This is a genomic window from Afipia sp. 1NLS2 (genome assembly GCF_000178995.1).
In the GTDB taxonomy this organism is placed as follows: domain Bacteria; phylum Pseudomonadota; class Alphaproteobacteria; order Rhizobiales; family Xanthobacteraceae; genus Afipia.
Window position 1 is genome coordinate 495,862 of the sequence record NZ_ADVZ01000001.1, and the last position, 14,459, is coordinate 510,320.

At 62.8% G+C, this 14,459-nt stretch carries 14 protein-coding genes; 7 read left to right on the forward strand and 7 right to left on the reverse strand.

Going from position 1 to position 14,459, the window contains the following annotated elements:
* Positions 1-8: 8 nt before the first annotated feature.
* Positions 9-1,487, reverse strand: a complete 1,479-nt coding sequence (locus AFIDRAFT_RS02385) for a sensor domain-containing diguanylate cyclase (RefSeq protein ID WP_009337431.1) — start codon at positions 1,485-1,487, stop codon at positions 9-11.
* A 168-nt stretch (positions 1,488-1,655) separates the two neighbouring features.
* Complete coding sequence (locus tag AFIDRAFT_RS02390) at positions 1,656-3,278, reverse strand: outer membrane beta-barrel protein (protein ID WP_009337432.1); 1,623 nt, start codon at positions 3,276-3,278, stop codon at positions 1,656-1,658.
* Positions 3,279-3,497: 219 nt separating this feature from the next.
* Here AFIDRAFT_RS02390 and AFIDRAFT_RS02395 point away from each other — a divergent pair, with 219 nt between their 5' ends.
* Complete coding sequence (locus AFIDRAFT_RS02395) at positions 3,498-4,508, forward strand: KpsF/GutQ family sugar-phosphate isomerase (protein WP_009337433.1); 1,011 nt, start codon at positions 3,498-3,500, stop codon at positions 4,506-4,508.
* A gap of 3 nt (positions 4,509-4,511) precedes the next feature.
* On the opposite strand, the gene AFIDRAFT_RS02400 is transcribed toward AFIDRAFT_RS02395, so the two are convergent.
* From AFIDRAFT_RS02400 to AFIDRAFT_RS02415, 4 genes are all read right to left on the reverse strand, one after another.
* Positions 4,512-4,955, reverse strand: a complete 444-nt coding sequence (locus AFIDRAFT_RS02400; protein ID WP_009337434.1) for an NfeD family protein — start codon at positions 4,953-4,955, stop codon at positions 4,512-4,514.
* A gap of 10 nt (positions 4,956-4,965) precedes the next feature.
* Positions 4,966-5,955: an SPFH domain-containing protein gene (locus AFIDRAFT_RS02405; RefSeq protein WP_009337435.1), complete on the reverse strand. Its 990-nt coding sequence runs from the start codon at positions 5,953-5,955 to the stop codon at positions 4,966-4,968.
* Positions 5,956-6,082: 127 nt separating this feature from the next.
* Positions 6,083-7,108: a ferrochelatase gene (gene hemH / locus AFIDRAFT_RS02410; RefSeq protein WP_009337436.1), complete on the reverse strand. Its 1,026-nt coding sequence runs from the start codon at positions 7,106-7,108 to the stop codon at positions 6,083-6,085.
* 72 nt (positions 7,109-7,180) lie between these two features.
* Positions 7,181-9,283 (reverse strand): M3 family metallopeptidase, encoded by a 2,103-nt coding sequence (locus tag AFIDRAFT_RS02415; protein ID WP_009337437.1) that lies wholly within the window; start codon positions 9,281-9,283, stop codon positions 7,181-7,183.
* 128 nt (positions 9,284-9,411) lie between these two features.
* Here AFIDRAFT_RS02415 and AFIDRAFT_RS02420 point away from each other — a divergent pair, with 128 nt between their 5' ends.
* A complete protein-coding gene (locus tag AFIDRAFT_RS02420) occupies positions 9,412-9,672 on the forward strand; it encodes a hypothetical protein (RefSeq protein WP_009337438.1) in 261 nt (86 codons plus the stop codon).
* 386 nt (positions 9,673-10,058) lie between these two features.
* On the opposite strand, the gene AFIDRAFT_RS19670 is transcribed toward AFIDRAFT_RS02420, so the two are convergent.
* Entirely contained in the window at positions 10,059-10,229 is a 171-nt protein-coding gene (locus tag AFIDRAFT_RS19670) for a hypothetical protein (protein WP_181903288.1), read from the reverse strand.
* A gap of 105 nt (positions 10,230-10,334) precedes the next feature.
* On the opposite strand from AFIDRAFT_RS19670, the gene AFIDRAFT_RS02425 reads away from it, so the two are divergent.
* The 5 genes from AFIDRAFT_RS02425 to AFIDRAFT_RS02445 all read left to right on the forward strand — a co-directional run bounded on the left by AFIDRAFT_RS02425 (position 10,335) and on the right by AFIDRAFT_RS02445 (position 14,444).
* Positions 10,335-11,477 carry a type III PLP-dependent enzyme gene (locus AFIDRAFT_RS02425; RefSeq protein WP_009337439.1) on the forward strand — a complete coding sequence of 381 codons (1,143 nt, stop codon included), beginning with the start codon at positions 10,335-10,337 and terminating at the stop codon, positions 11,475-11,477.
* Positions 11,478-11,601: 124 nt separating this feature from the next.
* Positions 11,602-12,192, forward strand: coding sequence for a GNAT family N-acetyltransferase (locus AFIDRAFT_RS02430; RefSeq protein WP_009337440.1), 591 nt, complete (start codon positions 11,602-11,604; stop codon positions 12,190-12,192).
* A 53-nt stretch (positions 12,193-12,245) separates the two neighbouring features.
* Entirely contained in the window at positions 12,246-12,635 is a 390-nt protein-coding gene (locus tag AFIDRAFT_RS02435) for a RidA family protein (protein ID WP_009337441.1), read from the forward strand.
* A gap of 307 nt (positions 12,636-12,942) precedes the next feature.
* The gene (rnk, locus tag AFIDRAFT_RS02440; protein ID WP_009337442.1) at positions 12,943-13,347 is read left to right on the forward strand and encodes a nucleoside diphosphate kinase regulator; all 405 of its coding nucleotides are present in this window, start codon (positions 12,943-12,945) and stop codon (positions 13,345-13,347) included.
* 92 nt (positions 13,348-13,439) lie between these two features.
* Positions 13,440-14,444, forward strand: coding sequence for a cation diffusion facilitator family transporter (locus tag AFIDRAFT_RS02445; RefSeq protein ID WP_009337443.1), 1,005 nt, complete (start codon positions 13,440-13,442; stop codon positions 14,442-14,444).
* Positions 14,445-14,459 lie beyond the last annotated feature (15 nt).

The following is a 14,459-nucleotide window of genomic DNA, read 5'->3' on the forward strand; positions in this document are numbered from 1 at the left end:
CAGGCCAGTCAGGCGGCTTCCGTCACCAGATCTTCGTTTATCGCCACGCAGCGATTCCGGCCCTGCTCCTTGGCCTGATACAGCGCCTTGTCGGCTGCCGCGATCAGGGCCTTCGGCGAACCGGCCATATCCGGGATCAGGCAGGCGATACCGATCGACACCGTTGTCGCCCATTTATCCGCCGACAGATGCGCGACACGGTCACGTACTTCCTCGGCGAGCTTGAGCGCACCGGCAAGATCGGTATTCGGCAGCAGCAGCGCGAACTCCTCGCCGCCGTAGCGCGCGGCGCAATCCGAGGGGCGTTTCGCGGATTCGACAATGCACGACGCGATCCGCGCCAGCAGTTGATCTCCCGCCTGGTGGCCGAACAGATCGTTGAACGCCTTGAAATGATCGGCGTCGATCATCAGCAGCGACAAGGGCAGTTTCTGCCAGCCGCGCCGCCACTCGTCGAGAATCCGCTCGTCGAACCTGCGGCGGTTATCGATACCGGTCAGCGCGTCGGTGGTCGCAAGCTGCGACAGCCGCTTCTCGGCTGCCGCACGCCGCGAAATCTCGCGGGTGAGAAACAGCGTCACGCCGATGGTGAAGATCGACAGGATCAGCATTAGGCCGCCGATGATCAGCGTCTGCCGCCACCATGTCCCGTAAATGCTGTCCAGCGACTTTCCGACCACCACCACCAGCGGCCGTTCGCTGTTCTGCCAGACATACAGCCGCTCGATGAAATCGACACCGCTGCGAGTCTTCTCGAAACCGCGCGGCGCTTCGAGAATGCGGCGGACACCTTCCTTGGCGCCGAGATTCTTGCCGATCACGGCAAGATCGAATGGCCGGCGCATCATCACCACGCCGTCATGGCGGAAGATGGTGACGCTGTCCTCGGGAGCGAATGTCAGCTTGCCGAACAGATCAAGGAAATAACTATAGCGCAGCGAGCCGACGACGACGCCGAGAAACTTCCCGTCGTAACCGGTGATGCGGCGGCTCAACACCACCGCGAACGCATCCCGGTAAACCGCGGGGTCGCCGATATAGAGGCCGACATTCGGATTGTCGCGATGAACCTTGAAGTATTCCTCGTTGGCGCGGTTTTCTGGCGCCGGGTGCAGGGCACTCGAGTCGAGCTTCAGATTGCCGTCGGCATCGTACACCCGGATCGGGCCGTAGTACTTTGCGGTCGCCGCGTGATCGAACAGGATCAGATGCAGGATCGGCAGGCCGATGCGCTGGGTATCAAGCTCCAGCATGTTGGTGACGACGTTGCGCAGCGACAGATCATAGATCTCGAGGTTGCGGCTGAGATCGGCATCGATGGTCGCGGCCAGGTTCTCGGAGGACTGCCTGGCAAGCTCCTCCTTGCTGGTGCGGATGTCTAGCAGCACGCTGGCGCAGATCGTCATGAACGCCAGCGTGGCAAGCACGGACACGATCGTCAGAGCGCGTGGCGAGACCTGCCATAGCTTTGAGTCCGATCGATACATTACGCCCGCGCCTATCCCAGCGTTGAAAACCGGTGGTACGCTGCAAACTCTTGCCGGAATCCTTACGTGACTTACCGCCCTCGGAGGCGGTTAATACCGGGTTTCAGGATATCGGGTTTCGTTCAGAATTAAACTAGGAACCCGCAGCCAGGATCACTGAATGAGACGCTAGCGCTGCACCCGCACGCCCAGCATCACCACCGTCTCCGCCGAATTCACGCCCGGGGCATCGCTCTTCAGCCAGTCGCGCCGCACGGTGCCCTTGATCGCAAAGGTGCGGGTGAGCTTGTAGACCAGATCGGCTTCCGCGAAGTAGCGGCGGTCGAACCGCGTTCCCTCATAATCCGTGGTGCCATAGCCGAACTTGGCCGTGCCGATTAGCCAGCGGCGGAAGGCATGATCGACCTGAACGCTGTAGTCGCGCGCCAGCGAACCGGAGACGCCTTCCAAAGTGGTCTCGTTGATCGACGAGGTGGCATCGAGCCTCACTGTGGTGAGACCCGTCGCTGTCCACACCAGCGAAGCACTCGTGAGCAAGCCGGAGAGCTGCTTTAGCCGGGGGTCCTGATAGTCGCGCCATGAATAACCGGCGGCGACCTCGCCGGTGAGCAGCCGCGAGAACTCGAAGCTCGTTCCCGCCTTGACGTAAGCACCGTTGGAATCGCGCTGATAGCCGTTGCGGTCGAATTGCAGATCGTGCACGCGGGTATCGGCCTCGACCTCGGTGAACGGCTTCACGCCCGGCATCCAATCGTAGTTGAGCCGCGCCTGCGCACCATACTGATTGAAGTTGCGATCGTCGTTGCTCGACGATCGGCCGTCGGTCAGTTTGGAATACTGATACACGGTACGGTCGGCATTGCCGTTGACCTGAAGCTGCAGCCGATTGAAGTCCTGCTCGACACCGACCGTGCCGCCAAAATTGGCGTAAACTGGATATTTCGACAGGCCCACCTGAACGTCCGGCGAACCGGGATTATCGGTCGCAACCCGTAACCGCAGCGCGGACGTGATGCGGGTATCGCGCGTGACATCGATGCGGCCGGAGAGTTTTCCATTCACGTCAGGACGATCGAGATCCACCGGAGAACTGGTCTGATCGGGAAATCTGGTGCCGTAGCCGGTGAACGAACCGCGCAGATCGAGGTTGAGCGCGTGACGCGACCAGTCCGATGTCGCCTGCAACTCGGGGGCGACCCTGTAAATCGCCGAACCTCGCGGCTGCGAGAAACGGCCGGGATTGCTGTCGTAGCCGCCCGAGACTTCGACCGCTTCCTTCACCAGAAAGCCGCCGACATAATTGCCGACCTGCCCGAACGGATCGTCGTCGATTTTCAGGCGACGGCGTGGCGGCGCACCCTCAGCGGTGCCGGCGAATGAAGGCGACACCGGCGCTGTGACGCGCGGCGCCTGCAATGGCGGATTCGGCGGGTTGCCGGGCCCGACGAATCTCGGTTTCGGCGTGCCCGGATAGGGCTTCATCTTGCGCCTGCGGTTCAACGAGTCATAGCCGGTGTCCGCCGCGCCCGACGCGGGTGGATTGCCGTAAGCCCCGGGCACGCTCCCGGTCACCCCGCGGTCATTGACTGGACGCAGCGGTGAATCTTGCGCTGGCGCGAACCCGCCGATCGAGGGTGCCAGCATTGAGGATGTCAGCGCCTGCGCGAAACAGGGGCTGGACAGAAAGGTCGCTCCCAGCAGGGCGCACGCCAACACTCCGCACGAATGTCGTGCGGAGTGGTCTCGCCATTCCTTGGCCCCGAATTTCCTGGCCCCATGCCCAAAGGGCATCTTCAAACCTTCCCGGCAGAGCCGAAAACACAACAGTTACAATTGCTTGCAGCACAAAAGGCGCGGCGCTCCGGTGTGGAACGCCGTTAACAGAGTTAAAACAACTATGGTTAATGAGCGGTTGAGGAGGGCCTGTTCCGGATCGCCGGATGTGATTGAGCGTGCTAAAGAAAATACGCAGCAGGCAACCATCGCCGCCTGCCCTTTCGGACATTGCGCATGGCTTCTTCCAAACCGCAGACAGCTCCCGTGTCAGTGGCTCCTCTTTCTCCCGCTATCGAATCCGCGCTGCGCACGCTGGCGGCGGAAGCCGATGGCGTCGCCGCACTCATCGCCACGCTGCAGAACGGCCTTGGCGCGCCGTTCGCCGCCGCCACCGACCTGATCCGCAACGCCAAGGGCCGCGTCATCGTCACCGGCCTCGGCAAGTCCGGGCATATCGGCCGCAAGATCGCGGCGACGCTGGCCTCGACCGGCACCCCGGCCTTCTTCGTGCATGCGGCGGAAGCGAGCCACGGCGATCTCGGCATGATCACGCCCGACGACGTGATCATCGCGCTCTCATGGTCCGGCGAGACCGCCGAACTGCGCAGCCTCATCAATTATTCCCGCCGCTTCCGCATCCAGTTGATCGCGGTGACCTCGGAAAGCGAATCCACTCTCGGCGCAGCTGCCGATGTGGTGCTGGCGCTACCGAAAGCGCGCGAGGCCTGCCCGAACAATCTGGCGCCGACCACCTCGGCGCTGATGCAACTCGCGATCGGCGATGCGCTCGCGATCGCGCTCCTGGAAAGCCGCGGCTTCTCCGCGACCGATTTCAGCGTGCTACATCCGTCCGGCAAGCTCGGCGCAATGCTGAAATTCGTCCGCGACCTGATGCACAAGGACGAGTCGGTCCCGATGAAGCCGCTCGGCACGCCGATGTCGGAAGCTCTGTTTGAAATGACTTCGAAGGGTTTCGGCTGTGTCGCCATCGTCGACGGCCGTGGCGAGATCGCAGGCATCGTCACCGACGGCGACCTGCGCCGTCACATGCGGCCCGATTTGATGACCGCGACGGTCGATCAGGTAATGACCGCGAATCCGAAAACCATCAGCGGCGACCTGCTCGCCAGCGAGGCGCTGGAAATTCTCAATGCCTCGAAGATCACGGCGCTGATTGTCACCAAGGGCAAAACGCCGGTCGGCATCCTGCATTTGCACGATCTGCTGCGCGCGGGCGTGGCCTGACGCTTACGCGGGGCCGACGCGCAGCCGCGCGCCGTCGGCATTTTCAATTTTAACGCGCGTTCCGGCCTCGAGCGCCGGGCCCTCGACGCGCCAGACCGTATCGCCGAGCTTGATGGTGCCGAAGCCGTTCACGATCGGGGTTTCGAGCATCGCCACCTGACCGACCAGTTCCTGCGTCCGGCGATTGAGGAATTGATTGTCCTCGCGCTCCGAGGCGCGCGCGGCGAAGTGCCGCCACAGCGGCACCATCGAGATCGCAAGCAACGCGAACCCGACAAGCTGCATTTGCCAGGAGATGACGACACCGAACGAGAGCACGCCGATGATTAATGCGGCAAGGCCAAGCCAGAACATGAAAACGCCCGGCACGAGGGCCTCGATGCCCATCAGCAGGATGCCGAGAATGAGCCAATTCCATTTTCCGAGCGCAACAAGAGTATCGAGCATCGCGAATTCCTCAACCGAACGGCTTGGCCGGCGGCGTCGTGCCGGTGTTCGGCACGCTTGACCGCTTCGCAGCAGCCGACGCCACGCTCTCGCCGAACGTCGCCTTGGCGATCTCGCCGATGCCCGCAAGCGAACTCAACAGGCTGGTCGCCTCCATCGGCAGCATAATGACCTTCTGGTTCGATGATTCCGCGAACTGGCCGAACGCCTTGATGTACTTGTCGGCGATGAAATAATTCAGCGAGGCGACATCCCCCTTGGCGATGGCATCGCTCACCATCTGCGTCGCCTTGGCTTCGGCCTCCGCCGAGCGTTCGCGCCCTTCCGCGTCACGGAACGCGGCCTCGCGGCGGCCTTCGGCCTGCAGGATCTGCGCCTGCTTGGCGCCTTCGGCACGAAGAATTTCGGACTGCCGCTGACCTTCGGCCTGCAGAATCTCGGCGCGCTTGACGCGCTCGGCCTTCATCTGGCGGCCCATCGCCTCGACGAGATCGGCGGGCGGCACGATGTCCTTGATCTCGATGCGGTTGACCTTGAGGCCCCACGGCGACACCGCCGCATCGACCACGCGCAGCAGCCGCTCGTTGATCTCGTCGCGATGCGACAGCACCTGATCGAGATCCATCGCACCCATCACCGAGCGGATGTTGGTCATGGTCAGCGTGATGATCGCCTGATTGAGGTTGGCGACCTCGTAGCTCGCCTTGGCGGCGTCGAACACCTGAAAGAACGCGACGCCATCCACCGTCACGGTGGCGTTGTCCTTGGTGATGACCTCCTGCTCGGGAATGTCGATCACCTGCTCCATCATGTTCACCCTGCGGCCGATCCGGTCGAAGTACGGAACGATGATGTTGAGCCCCGGTTCGAGCGTGCGGGTGTATTTGCCGAACCGCTCCACGGTCCAGTCATATCCCTGATTGACGGTCTTCACACCCGCGAACAGCGTGACCACCACAAGCAGCAACAGCGCAATGGCGAAAATATCAAATCCGGACATCGTTCCTCCAAGGCCAGGCATGTGACACATCCCATGGGCGGCGCGGGAATATCATCGCACGCAGCCTATCACATTGTCTTTGCGGCAGGGTGTCCGGTTCGATCCGGGCAGCAGAAATGGAAGGAGATTAAATCCAGCCCTGCAATTCGCGCAGCACCAGTTGCCGGATCACATCCATGCCGCCGTCGCTGTCATTCAGGCACGGGATGAAGGAAAACTGCTCGCCGCCGGCATGGCGGAAGATTTCCGCGTTCTCCTGCGCGATTTCCTCCAGCGTCTCCAGGCAATCGGCCGAGAAGCCCGGCGTGAGCACCGCGATCCGCTTGACGCCTTCTTTCGCCAGCCGCTCCATGGTCTTGTCGGTATAAGGCTGCAGCCACGGATCGTAGCCGAAGCGCGACTGGAAGGTGAGGATCAATTCCTTGTCGTCGAGATTGAGACGATTACGCAACGCCTCGACCGTGGCGACGCATTGCGTCTGATAGGGATCGCCCTTGTCGACATATTTCTGCGGCATGCCGTGGAACGAGGCGACGATCACCTCCGGCTTGAACGGCAACGTCACAAGTTGCGCCTCGATCGAATTCGCCAGCGCATCGATATAGGCCGGCTCATCATAATAAGGCGGCACAAACCGCACGGTCGGCTGTGCGCGCATCGCGAGCAGCACTTCGGCCACCTTGTCGAATACCGTCGCGGTGGTCGCGGCGGCATATTGCGGATACAGCGGCACCACCAGAATGCGGTCGCAGCCCCTCGCCATCAGCGCATCGAAGCCGGACTGAATCGAGGGATTGCCGTAACGCATCGCCCAGTCGACCTCGACATGATCGTGATCCGCGATCGCGGCCGCGAGCTTGTCAGACTGCCCGCGAGTGATGGTCTTGAGCGGAGATTCGTTCAGCTCATTATTCCAGATCTTGAGGTAGTCCTTCGCCTTCCGCGCCGGACGCACGCGCAGGATGATGCCGTTGAGCACCAGCTTCCAGAACAGGCCCTGATTCTCGATCACGCGCGGGTCAGACAGAAATTCCTTCAGGTACACCCGAAGCCCACGCGCATCGGCGGTGTCGGGTGTGCCGAGATTGACCAGCAACACGCCGACGCGACCGGCGGGCATAGGTGCAGAGGATACGGATTCGACGCTCGACATCAGACTTTCCGGAAAAAAGACAGATCATCAAAAGCACGTCAGCCGCCCGGCGGCAACATCAACGGGCATAACTCATGCCGCCTCGGATTCATCGAGCAGGCCGCGTCCGCGCAGCAGCGCATCGGGCTCCGGCTTTCGCCCACGGAAAGCGATGTAGGCTTCCTCGGGATCGCGCGAGCCACCGGACGAATAGATGTCGTCGTGCAGGCGCTTGGCGACCTTCGGATCGAAGATGTCGCCCGCCTCCTCGAAAGCGCCGAACGCATCCGCGTCCATCACCTCCGACCACATGTAGCTGTAATAGCCCGCTGCGTAATGATCGCCGGAGAAGATGTGCCCGAACTGCTGTGGGCGATGACGCATCGCGATTTCGGCAGGCATGCCGATCTTCTCAAGCTCTTTCTTCTCGAACGCATGGACGTCGGTGATCGAGGACGCCGGCTGGGTGTGGAATTCGAGATCAAGTAGAGCTGAGGACACGAACTCCACCGTGGCGAAACCCTGATTGAATTTCCGTGCGGCGAGGAAACGCTTAAGCAACTCCTCCGGCAACGGTTCGTTCGTCTGGTAGTGGCGGGCAAACTTCTGCAGCACCTGCGGCTGCTCCTGCCAGTGTTCATAAAGCTGCGAGGGCAGCTCAACGAAATCAGTGAACACGCTGGTACCCGACAGCGACGGATAGGTCACGTTCGAGAGCATGCCGTGCAGCGCATGGCCAAACTCGTGGAACAGCGTGCGTGCGTCGTCGGGCGACAACAGGCACGGCTGGTTTTCCGCGCCACGCGAGAAGTTCATGATGTTGAGGATGACAGGATAAACCTCGCCGTCGAGCCGCTCCTGATCGCGCAGCGAGGTCATCCATGCGCCGGACCGCTTCGAGGGACGCGCGAAGTAGTCGCCGTAGAACAGCGCCTTGTGACGGCCCTGCGCATCCTTCACCTCCCAGACGCGCACGTCGGGGTGCCAGACCGGCACGTCCTTGCGCTCATCGAAGGTGAGGCCGAACAGACGGTGGGCGACGTCGAAGGCGGCGTCGATCATGTTGTCGAGCGCGAGATAGGGCTTGATCGCGGCATCGTCGAAATTGGCGCGGCGCTGGCGCAGCTTCTCGGCGTAATAGCGCCAGTCCCATGCCGCCAGCTTGAAGTTGCCGCCCTCTTCCGCGATCAGGTCCTGCAGGGCGTCGCGGTCCTTGAGCGCCTGCGCGCGCGCTGGTTTCCACACCCGCTCCAGCAAATCGCGGACATTCTGCGGCGTCTTCGCCATGGAATCTTCAAGGCTGTAGGCGGCGAAGCTCGGCGCGCCAAGCAGCTTGGCCGCCTCCTCGCGCAGCTTGAGGATTTCCAGAATGGTGGCGTTGTTGTCGTGACTGTTGGCGTTGTCGCCCCGCGCGGTGAAGGCCTTGTAGACCTTCTCGCGCAGGTCGCGCCGGGTGGAGGATTGCAGGAACGGCTCGACCGAGGAGCGCGACAGCGTCACCACCGCCTTACCGGGCATGCCGCATTCCTCGGCTGCGGCCCGCGCCGCTGCCACGAAGCTTTCGGACAGGCCACCGAGGTCGTTATCGCCGAGTTCAAGGAACCAGTCCTGCTCGTCGCCAAGAAGGTTATGGCTGAAGGTGGTGGCGAGATGGGCCAGCTGCTCGTTGATGACCGCCATCCGGGCCTTGGCGGTCTCGCTCAGGCCCGCGCCCGCGCGGTGGAAGTCGGTATAGGTCCGCTCCAGGAGCCGCGCCTGCTCCGGAGTGAGCTTCAGCGCTGCGGCATTCTCGCGCAGCCTCGCAAGCCGCGCGTAGATCTGGGCGTCCATCATGATCGGATTCCAGTGCCGCGCCTCCTCCAGCGCGATCTCGCTCTCGATCTCAAGCAGCTCCGGTGTCGAATTGGCTCCCACCAGATCGCTGAACACGGCGCCGACGCGGGTCAAAAGCCGCCCCGCGCGCTCCAGCGCCGCCACGGTGTTCTCGAAGGTCGGCTCGGCCTTGTCCGCCTTGATGGCGGCAATCTCGGCATCATGCTCGGCGAAGGCCGCCGTGAAGGCTGGCGGGAAGTGATCCGGCAGGATTCGCTCGAAGGGCGGTGTCTCGAACGGCGTCTGCCAGGCCTCAAGCAAGGGGTTGCCGTCGCCGCTCGGGGTTTGCGTGGCGGCGGACGGCAAAGCGGACGATTTTGTCATGGGGGCCCTGTTTTCAGCGATTTCTGTCCGGAACATATAGCATCGCGCAGGCTCTTTTTTAGGCCCGGAACGCTTGATTGCGGCACCGATTTCGCAGACATTGCGGCCGCAAACGGAAAGAGACCTTCATGAGCGCCGAAAAGACCGAAACCGGAGCCAAGACCATCGCCTGGCCGAGCGTCATCACCGTCCTGAGCGCCGCGATCCTGATCGGCGCAGAGGTGTTCGGCGCGGCTTTCGCGGGCGGCTGGGCGCTGGCGATCCTGTTCGGGCTCGAAGACACCGGCGCGCACATCCTCCAGGTCATCCTGTTCGCCATCGGCGTGGCGATCATGATCGGCTTCGTACGCGGCGCGCGGCAAGTCGAGCCGTTCACGCGGCGCGCCTGAGGCGCCGATGCGCTCCGAACTGCGGCGAGAGTGTGATTTCGTTAAGCAGTTTTAACAGCCGTTCATGTTCGGCGGCGATTTTGCGGCTTCACGGCAACATCGCGCGACGATCGTGGAGAATTCTATCGCACGGCTGAAAAAGTCCTTGCGCCACCGAGTCAAAACTCATATTTCACGCGTGCCCAATTTCGCACGTGCCTGTGGTCGTGTGTCAGTCGGTGGGTATCCGGACAAGAGGCCGGACAGCCGCCAAGGGGACGAAGAACCGAGGGTCGTTTAGCCGAAAGGCTGAAAGGCCAGCATCTCTCTCAAGGGGTGCCGTTGAAGGTGACTTTGCTCCTTGCAACCGTGACTGACAGCCGGAGGCGAACCGGCGCACCCCGCTCTCAACGGGGGACGCGACTTAAAGCAACGACGGAGCGGGCTTTTTTGGTCTCTGTTGGCTTTCCACCAGCCAGCGCGAATACCGAAGAGGCTTGTCCTTCATTGCCAGGCGTGCGGTCGGGAATTTTCCCAACCAATCCACGGCAGCACAGTCCGATCTGAGGATCGGCCATCGTCGCGTCTCCATCGTGCGACATGGCTGAGGTTCTTGGCTCAGACGCAATTTTTTGGACGGTTCAGCGCCAACTCGTTTGGCTGGGCCGTTTGGGAGAAGTGCTATGACCGACCGTATCCAGGAATTCCTGCGCAACCGCCGCAGCGAGGGCCTCGACACCGAGCCGTGTCTCGTCGTCGACCTCGAGGTGGTGCGCGACAACTACCAGACCTTCGCGAAGGCGCTCCCTGACAGCCGCGTGTTCTACGCGGTGAAGGCGAATCCTGCGCCGGAAGTGCTCTCGCTTTTGGCCTCGCTCGGCTCGTGCTTCGACACCGCGACCGTGGCCGAAATCGAAATGGCGCTCGCTGCCGGTGCAACCCCGGACCGCATCTCCTTCGGCAACACCATCAAGAAGGAGCGCGACATCGCGCGCGCCTACGCGCTCGGCATCCGCCTGTTCGCGGTGGACTGCGTGGCCGAAGTCGAGAAGATCGCCCGTTCCGCCCCCGGCGCGAAGGTGTTCTGCCGCATCCTCTACGATTGCGCCGGCGCCGAGTGGCCGCTGTCGCGCAAGTTCGGCTGCGAGCCGGAAATGGCGGTTGAGGTTCTCGACCTCGCCAAGCGCCTGCGTCTGGAGCCGGTCGGCATTTCGTTCCATGTCGGCTCGCAGCAGCGCAAGGTGAAGGCATGGGACCGCGCGCTGGCGATGGCCTCGCAGGTGTTCCGTGACTGCGCCGAGCGCGGAATCAGCCTCTCCATGGTCAACATGGGCGGCGGCTTCCCGACGAAGTACCTCAAGGACGTTCCTCCGGTCGTGCAGTACGGCCGGTCGATCTTCCGCGCGCTGCGCAAGCACTTCGGCAACCAGATCCCGGAAACGATCATCGAGCCGGGCCGCGGCATGGTCGGCAACGCCGGCGTGATCGAGGCGGAAGTCGTGCTGATCTCGAAGAAGAGCGACGACGACGAGAACCGCTGGGTCTATCTCGACATCGGCAAGTTCGGCGGCCTCGCCGAGACGATGGACGAGTCGATCCGCTACGCGATCCGCACCCGTCACGACGGCGCGGAGATGGCGCCGTGCGTACTCGCCGGACCGACCTGCGACTCGGCCGACGTGATGTACGAGAAGGTGCCGTACCCGCTGCCGGTCACGCTCGAGATCGGCGACAAGGTGCTGATCGAAGGCACCGGCGCGTACACCTCGACCTACTCGTCGGTGGCTTTCAACGGCATCCCGCCGCTGAAGACCTATCACATTTAAGGTCGCGGCCCGCGTCGCCGCCTGACTAACCGGACGCCGGTTCGCCGGCGTCCATCCCGTCACAAACGATTTGCTGACAACACGCGGTGGACCGCAGGTCCATTGGCGTGGGGACTGATGTGCCATGACTGCTGTTCGGAAAACCGCTGCCCCCTTCGCTGATGCCGCCCCGTTCGCGATCCGCGCCGAGCGCGCCGCGGACGTCGCCGCGCGCGAGGCATTGCTCGATGCAAGCTTCGGCGAGGGCCGTCATACCCGCACCTGCCAGCGCCTGCGCGACGGACGCGCGCCCGCGGAAGGCCTCGCCTTCTCGGCCACTCAGCATGGCAGGCTGATCGGCACCGTGCGGCTCTGGCACGTCAGCGCGGGCGGCATTCCCGCACTGGTGCTCGGCCCGCTGGCCGTGGATGCCTCCTGCCGCTCGCTCGGCGTCGGCGCGGCCCTGATGAACCACGCGCTGGCGGCGGCGAAGGCGCGCGGCCACACCGCCGTGATCCTGCGCGGCGATCCGGCCTATTACGAACGGTTCGGCTTCTCCGCCGACAAGACTGGCGAATTGGCCCTGCCCGGCCCGTTCGAGCGCGAGCGGTTGCTTGCCATTGAACTGCGCGAAGGCGCGCTCATGGGTGCATGGGGCATGATCGCCGCCACCGGGGCCAAGGCGCGGCGGCCCCGTGCCGCCAAAACACACGCGATCGCAACCGCAGCCGCTTGATTAAACCGGATGGACGAGGCATTGCCTCTCTCATTCAACAACGAGGATACACTATGTCTCGCCGTCTGATTTCATCCGGTTCCCCCTTCGAGAAGGTCGCGGGTTACAGCCGCGCCGTTGTGGAAGGCGACATGTGTTTCGTCGCCGGCACCACCGGCTACGATCCCGTCACCAAGGTTCTGCCCGAAGACGTGAGCGAGCAGACGCGCAACTGCTTCAAGGTGATCGCCAGCGCGCTGAAGGACGGCGGCTTCGAGATGGCCGATCTCGTGCGCGCGACTTACTACGTCACCGACGCGAAGGACTTCGATGCGGTGTTCGCGGTTTGCGGCGAGACGCTCGGCGACATTCGCCCCGCGGCGACGATCGTTGCGGTGTCGGCGCTCTACAAGCCCGAGATGAAGATCGAGATCGAAGTCACCGCGAAACGCCGCTCGGCCTGACGCCACAGGCATCAGTCTCTCGACGCGCCAAGATGTCGCAAGCCGCCGGTTTGACTTGGCGGCCAGCCATCCTAACTTAACTTCATGATGTTGAACGTGCGCCCCAACCGTCTGTTGCTTCGCGCAGGTCACTTTCAAGCAGGAAAGTGACCCGGACGGACGCGTGTCCGCACCGTCCGGGTTCCCGTCAACCTCCCTCTTAAACTCCAACCTGAAACTCGACTGAAATGCTCGCGACGTGTCGCGAGCATGTTTCCGTTGTCTCCTGCGGGCTCTAAAGCCGTGCAGCCAACCCAAGGTGAACGACATGCATAGCGATTTGCAGACAAGGCTCCCCGCCATCGCCATCAGCGTGCGCGATGCCGACCGGTTGCGCCATCTCGCCGAGGTTGCCGCGGACCGATATCCCGAGACGGCGGAATTCCTCGCACAAGAAATCGAGCGCGCCGAGATCCGTTCCGCCGACCAGTCGATGCGGGACATCGTCGCCATGCAGTCGGAGGTCACATTCCGGGACGACATCGGCGGGCAGTCGCGGACGGTGACGCTGGTGTATCCGGAGGATGCCGATGTCGGAGCGGGCAAGATCTCGGTCCTGACGCCGATCGGCGCTGCGCTGATCGGCATGTCGGTCGGAAAATCCATCGAATTCCAGACGCCTGCGGGCGGCTGGCGTTCGCTGACCGTTACCAAGGTCTTGCACCGCGCCTGACGCCGGCACGCATATCCACATTCGTGTGACGTTATAAAATAGCATGGGCGATAAAATGTCGCCCATGCTGCGGCTCATGATAAATAGAGAGAATGAGCCACAGCCATTCTCACAGCCATCATGGTCACCACCATGACCATGCGGCCCACGCGCACGATCACGGCCACGCACATGACGATCATGCGCACGACGATCACGCGCATCACGGCCATCATCATGCGCCCGTCGATTTCGGCCGCGCGTTTCTGATCGGCATCACGCTCAACACGGCCTTTGTCGGGATCGAAAGCCTCTATGGCTATCTCGCGAATTCGACCGCGCTACTCGCCGACGCCGGTCACAACCTCTCCGATGTACTCGGTCTCGCCACGGCATGGATCGCAGCCGTGCTGTCAAAGCGCGCGCCGACCGCGCGCTATACTTACGGTCTGCGGAACACGTCCATTCTTGCGGCGCTCGCCAACGCCGTGCTGCTCCTGATCGCGTCCGGCGCGATCCTGTTGGAGGCGGTGCAGCGCCTGATCGAACCGGAGCCGGTCAAAAGCCTCACCATCATTGTCGTGGCGGCCATCGGAATTCTCGTCAACGGCGCAACCGCATGGCTATTCGCTTCCGGTCAAAAGGGCGACATCAACATTCGCGGCGCCTATCTGCACATGATGGCGGATGCCGGCGTCTCCGCGGGCGTCGTCATCGCGGGCCTCATCATCATGCAGACCGGCTGGCTCTGGATTGATCCTCTCACCAGCCTTGCGGTCGTGGGCGTCATTGTCTGGAGCACCTGGAGCCTCTTACGCGAAAGCACCGCGATGTCGCTCGCCGCAGTACCGGCCTCGATCGATCCTGCCGCCGTGCGCGCGATGCTGGCGAGCCGCCCCGGCGTATCCTCGATTCACGATCTGCACATCTGGCCGATGAGCACGACGGAAACCGCACTCACCGCCCATCTCGTCACGCCCGGTGGACATCCCGGCGACGGCTTTCTGGTTGAAACCTGCCAACTGTTGCAGGAACATTTCCGGATCAACCACTCCACAATCCAGATCGAAATCTCCGAACACAGCAACTGCGCGCTTGCGCCCGATCATGTCATATGAACGCTGGATGACGGA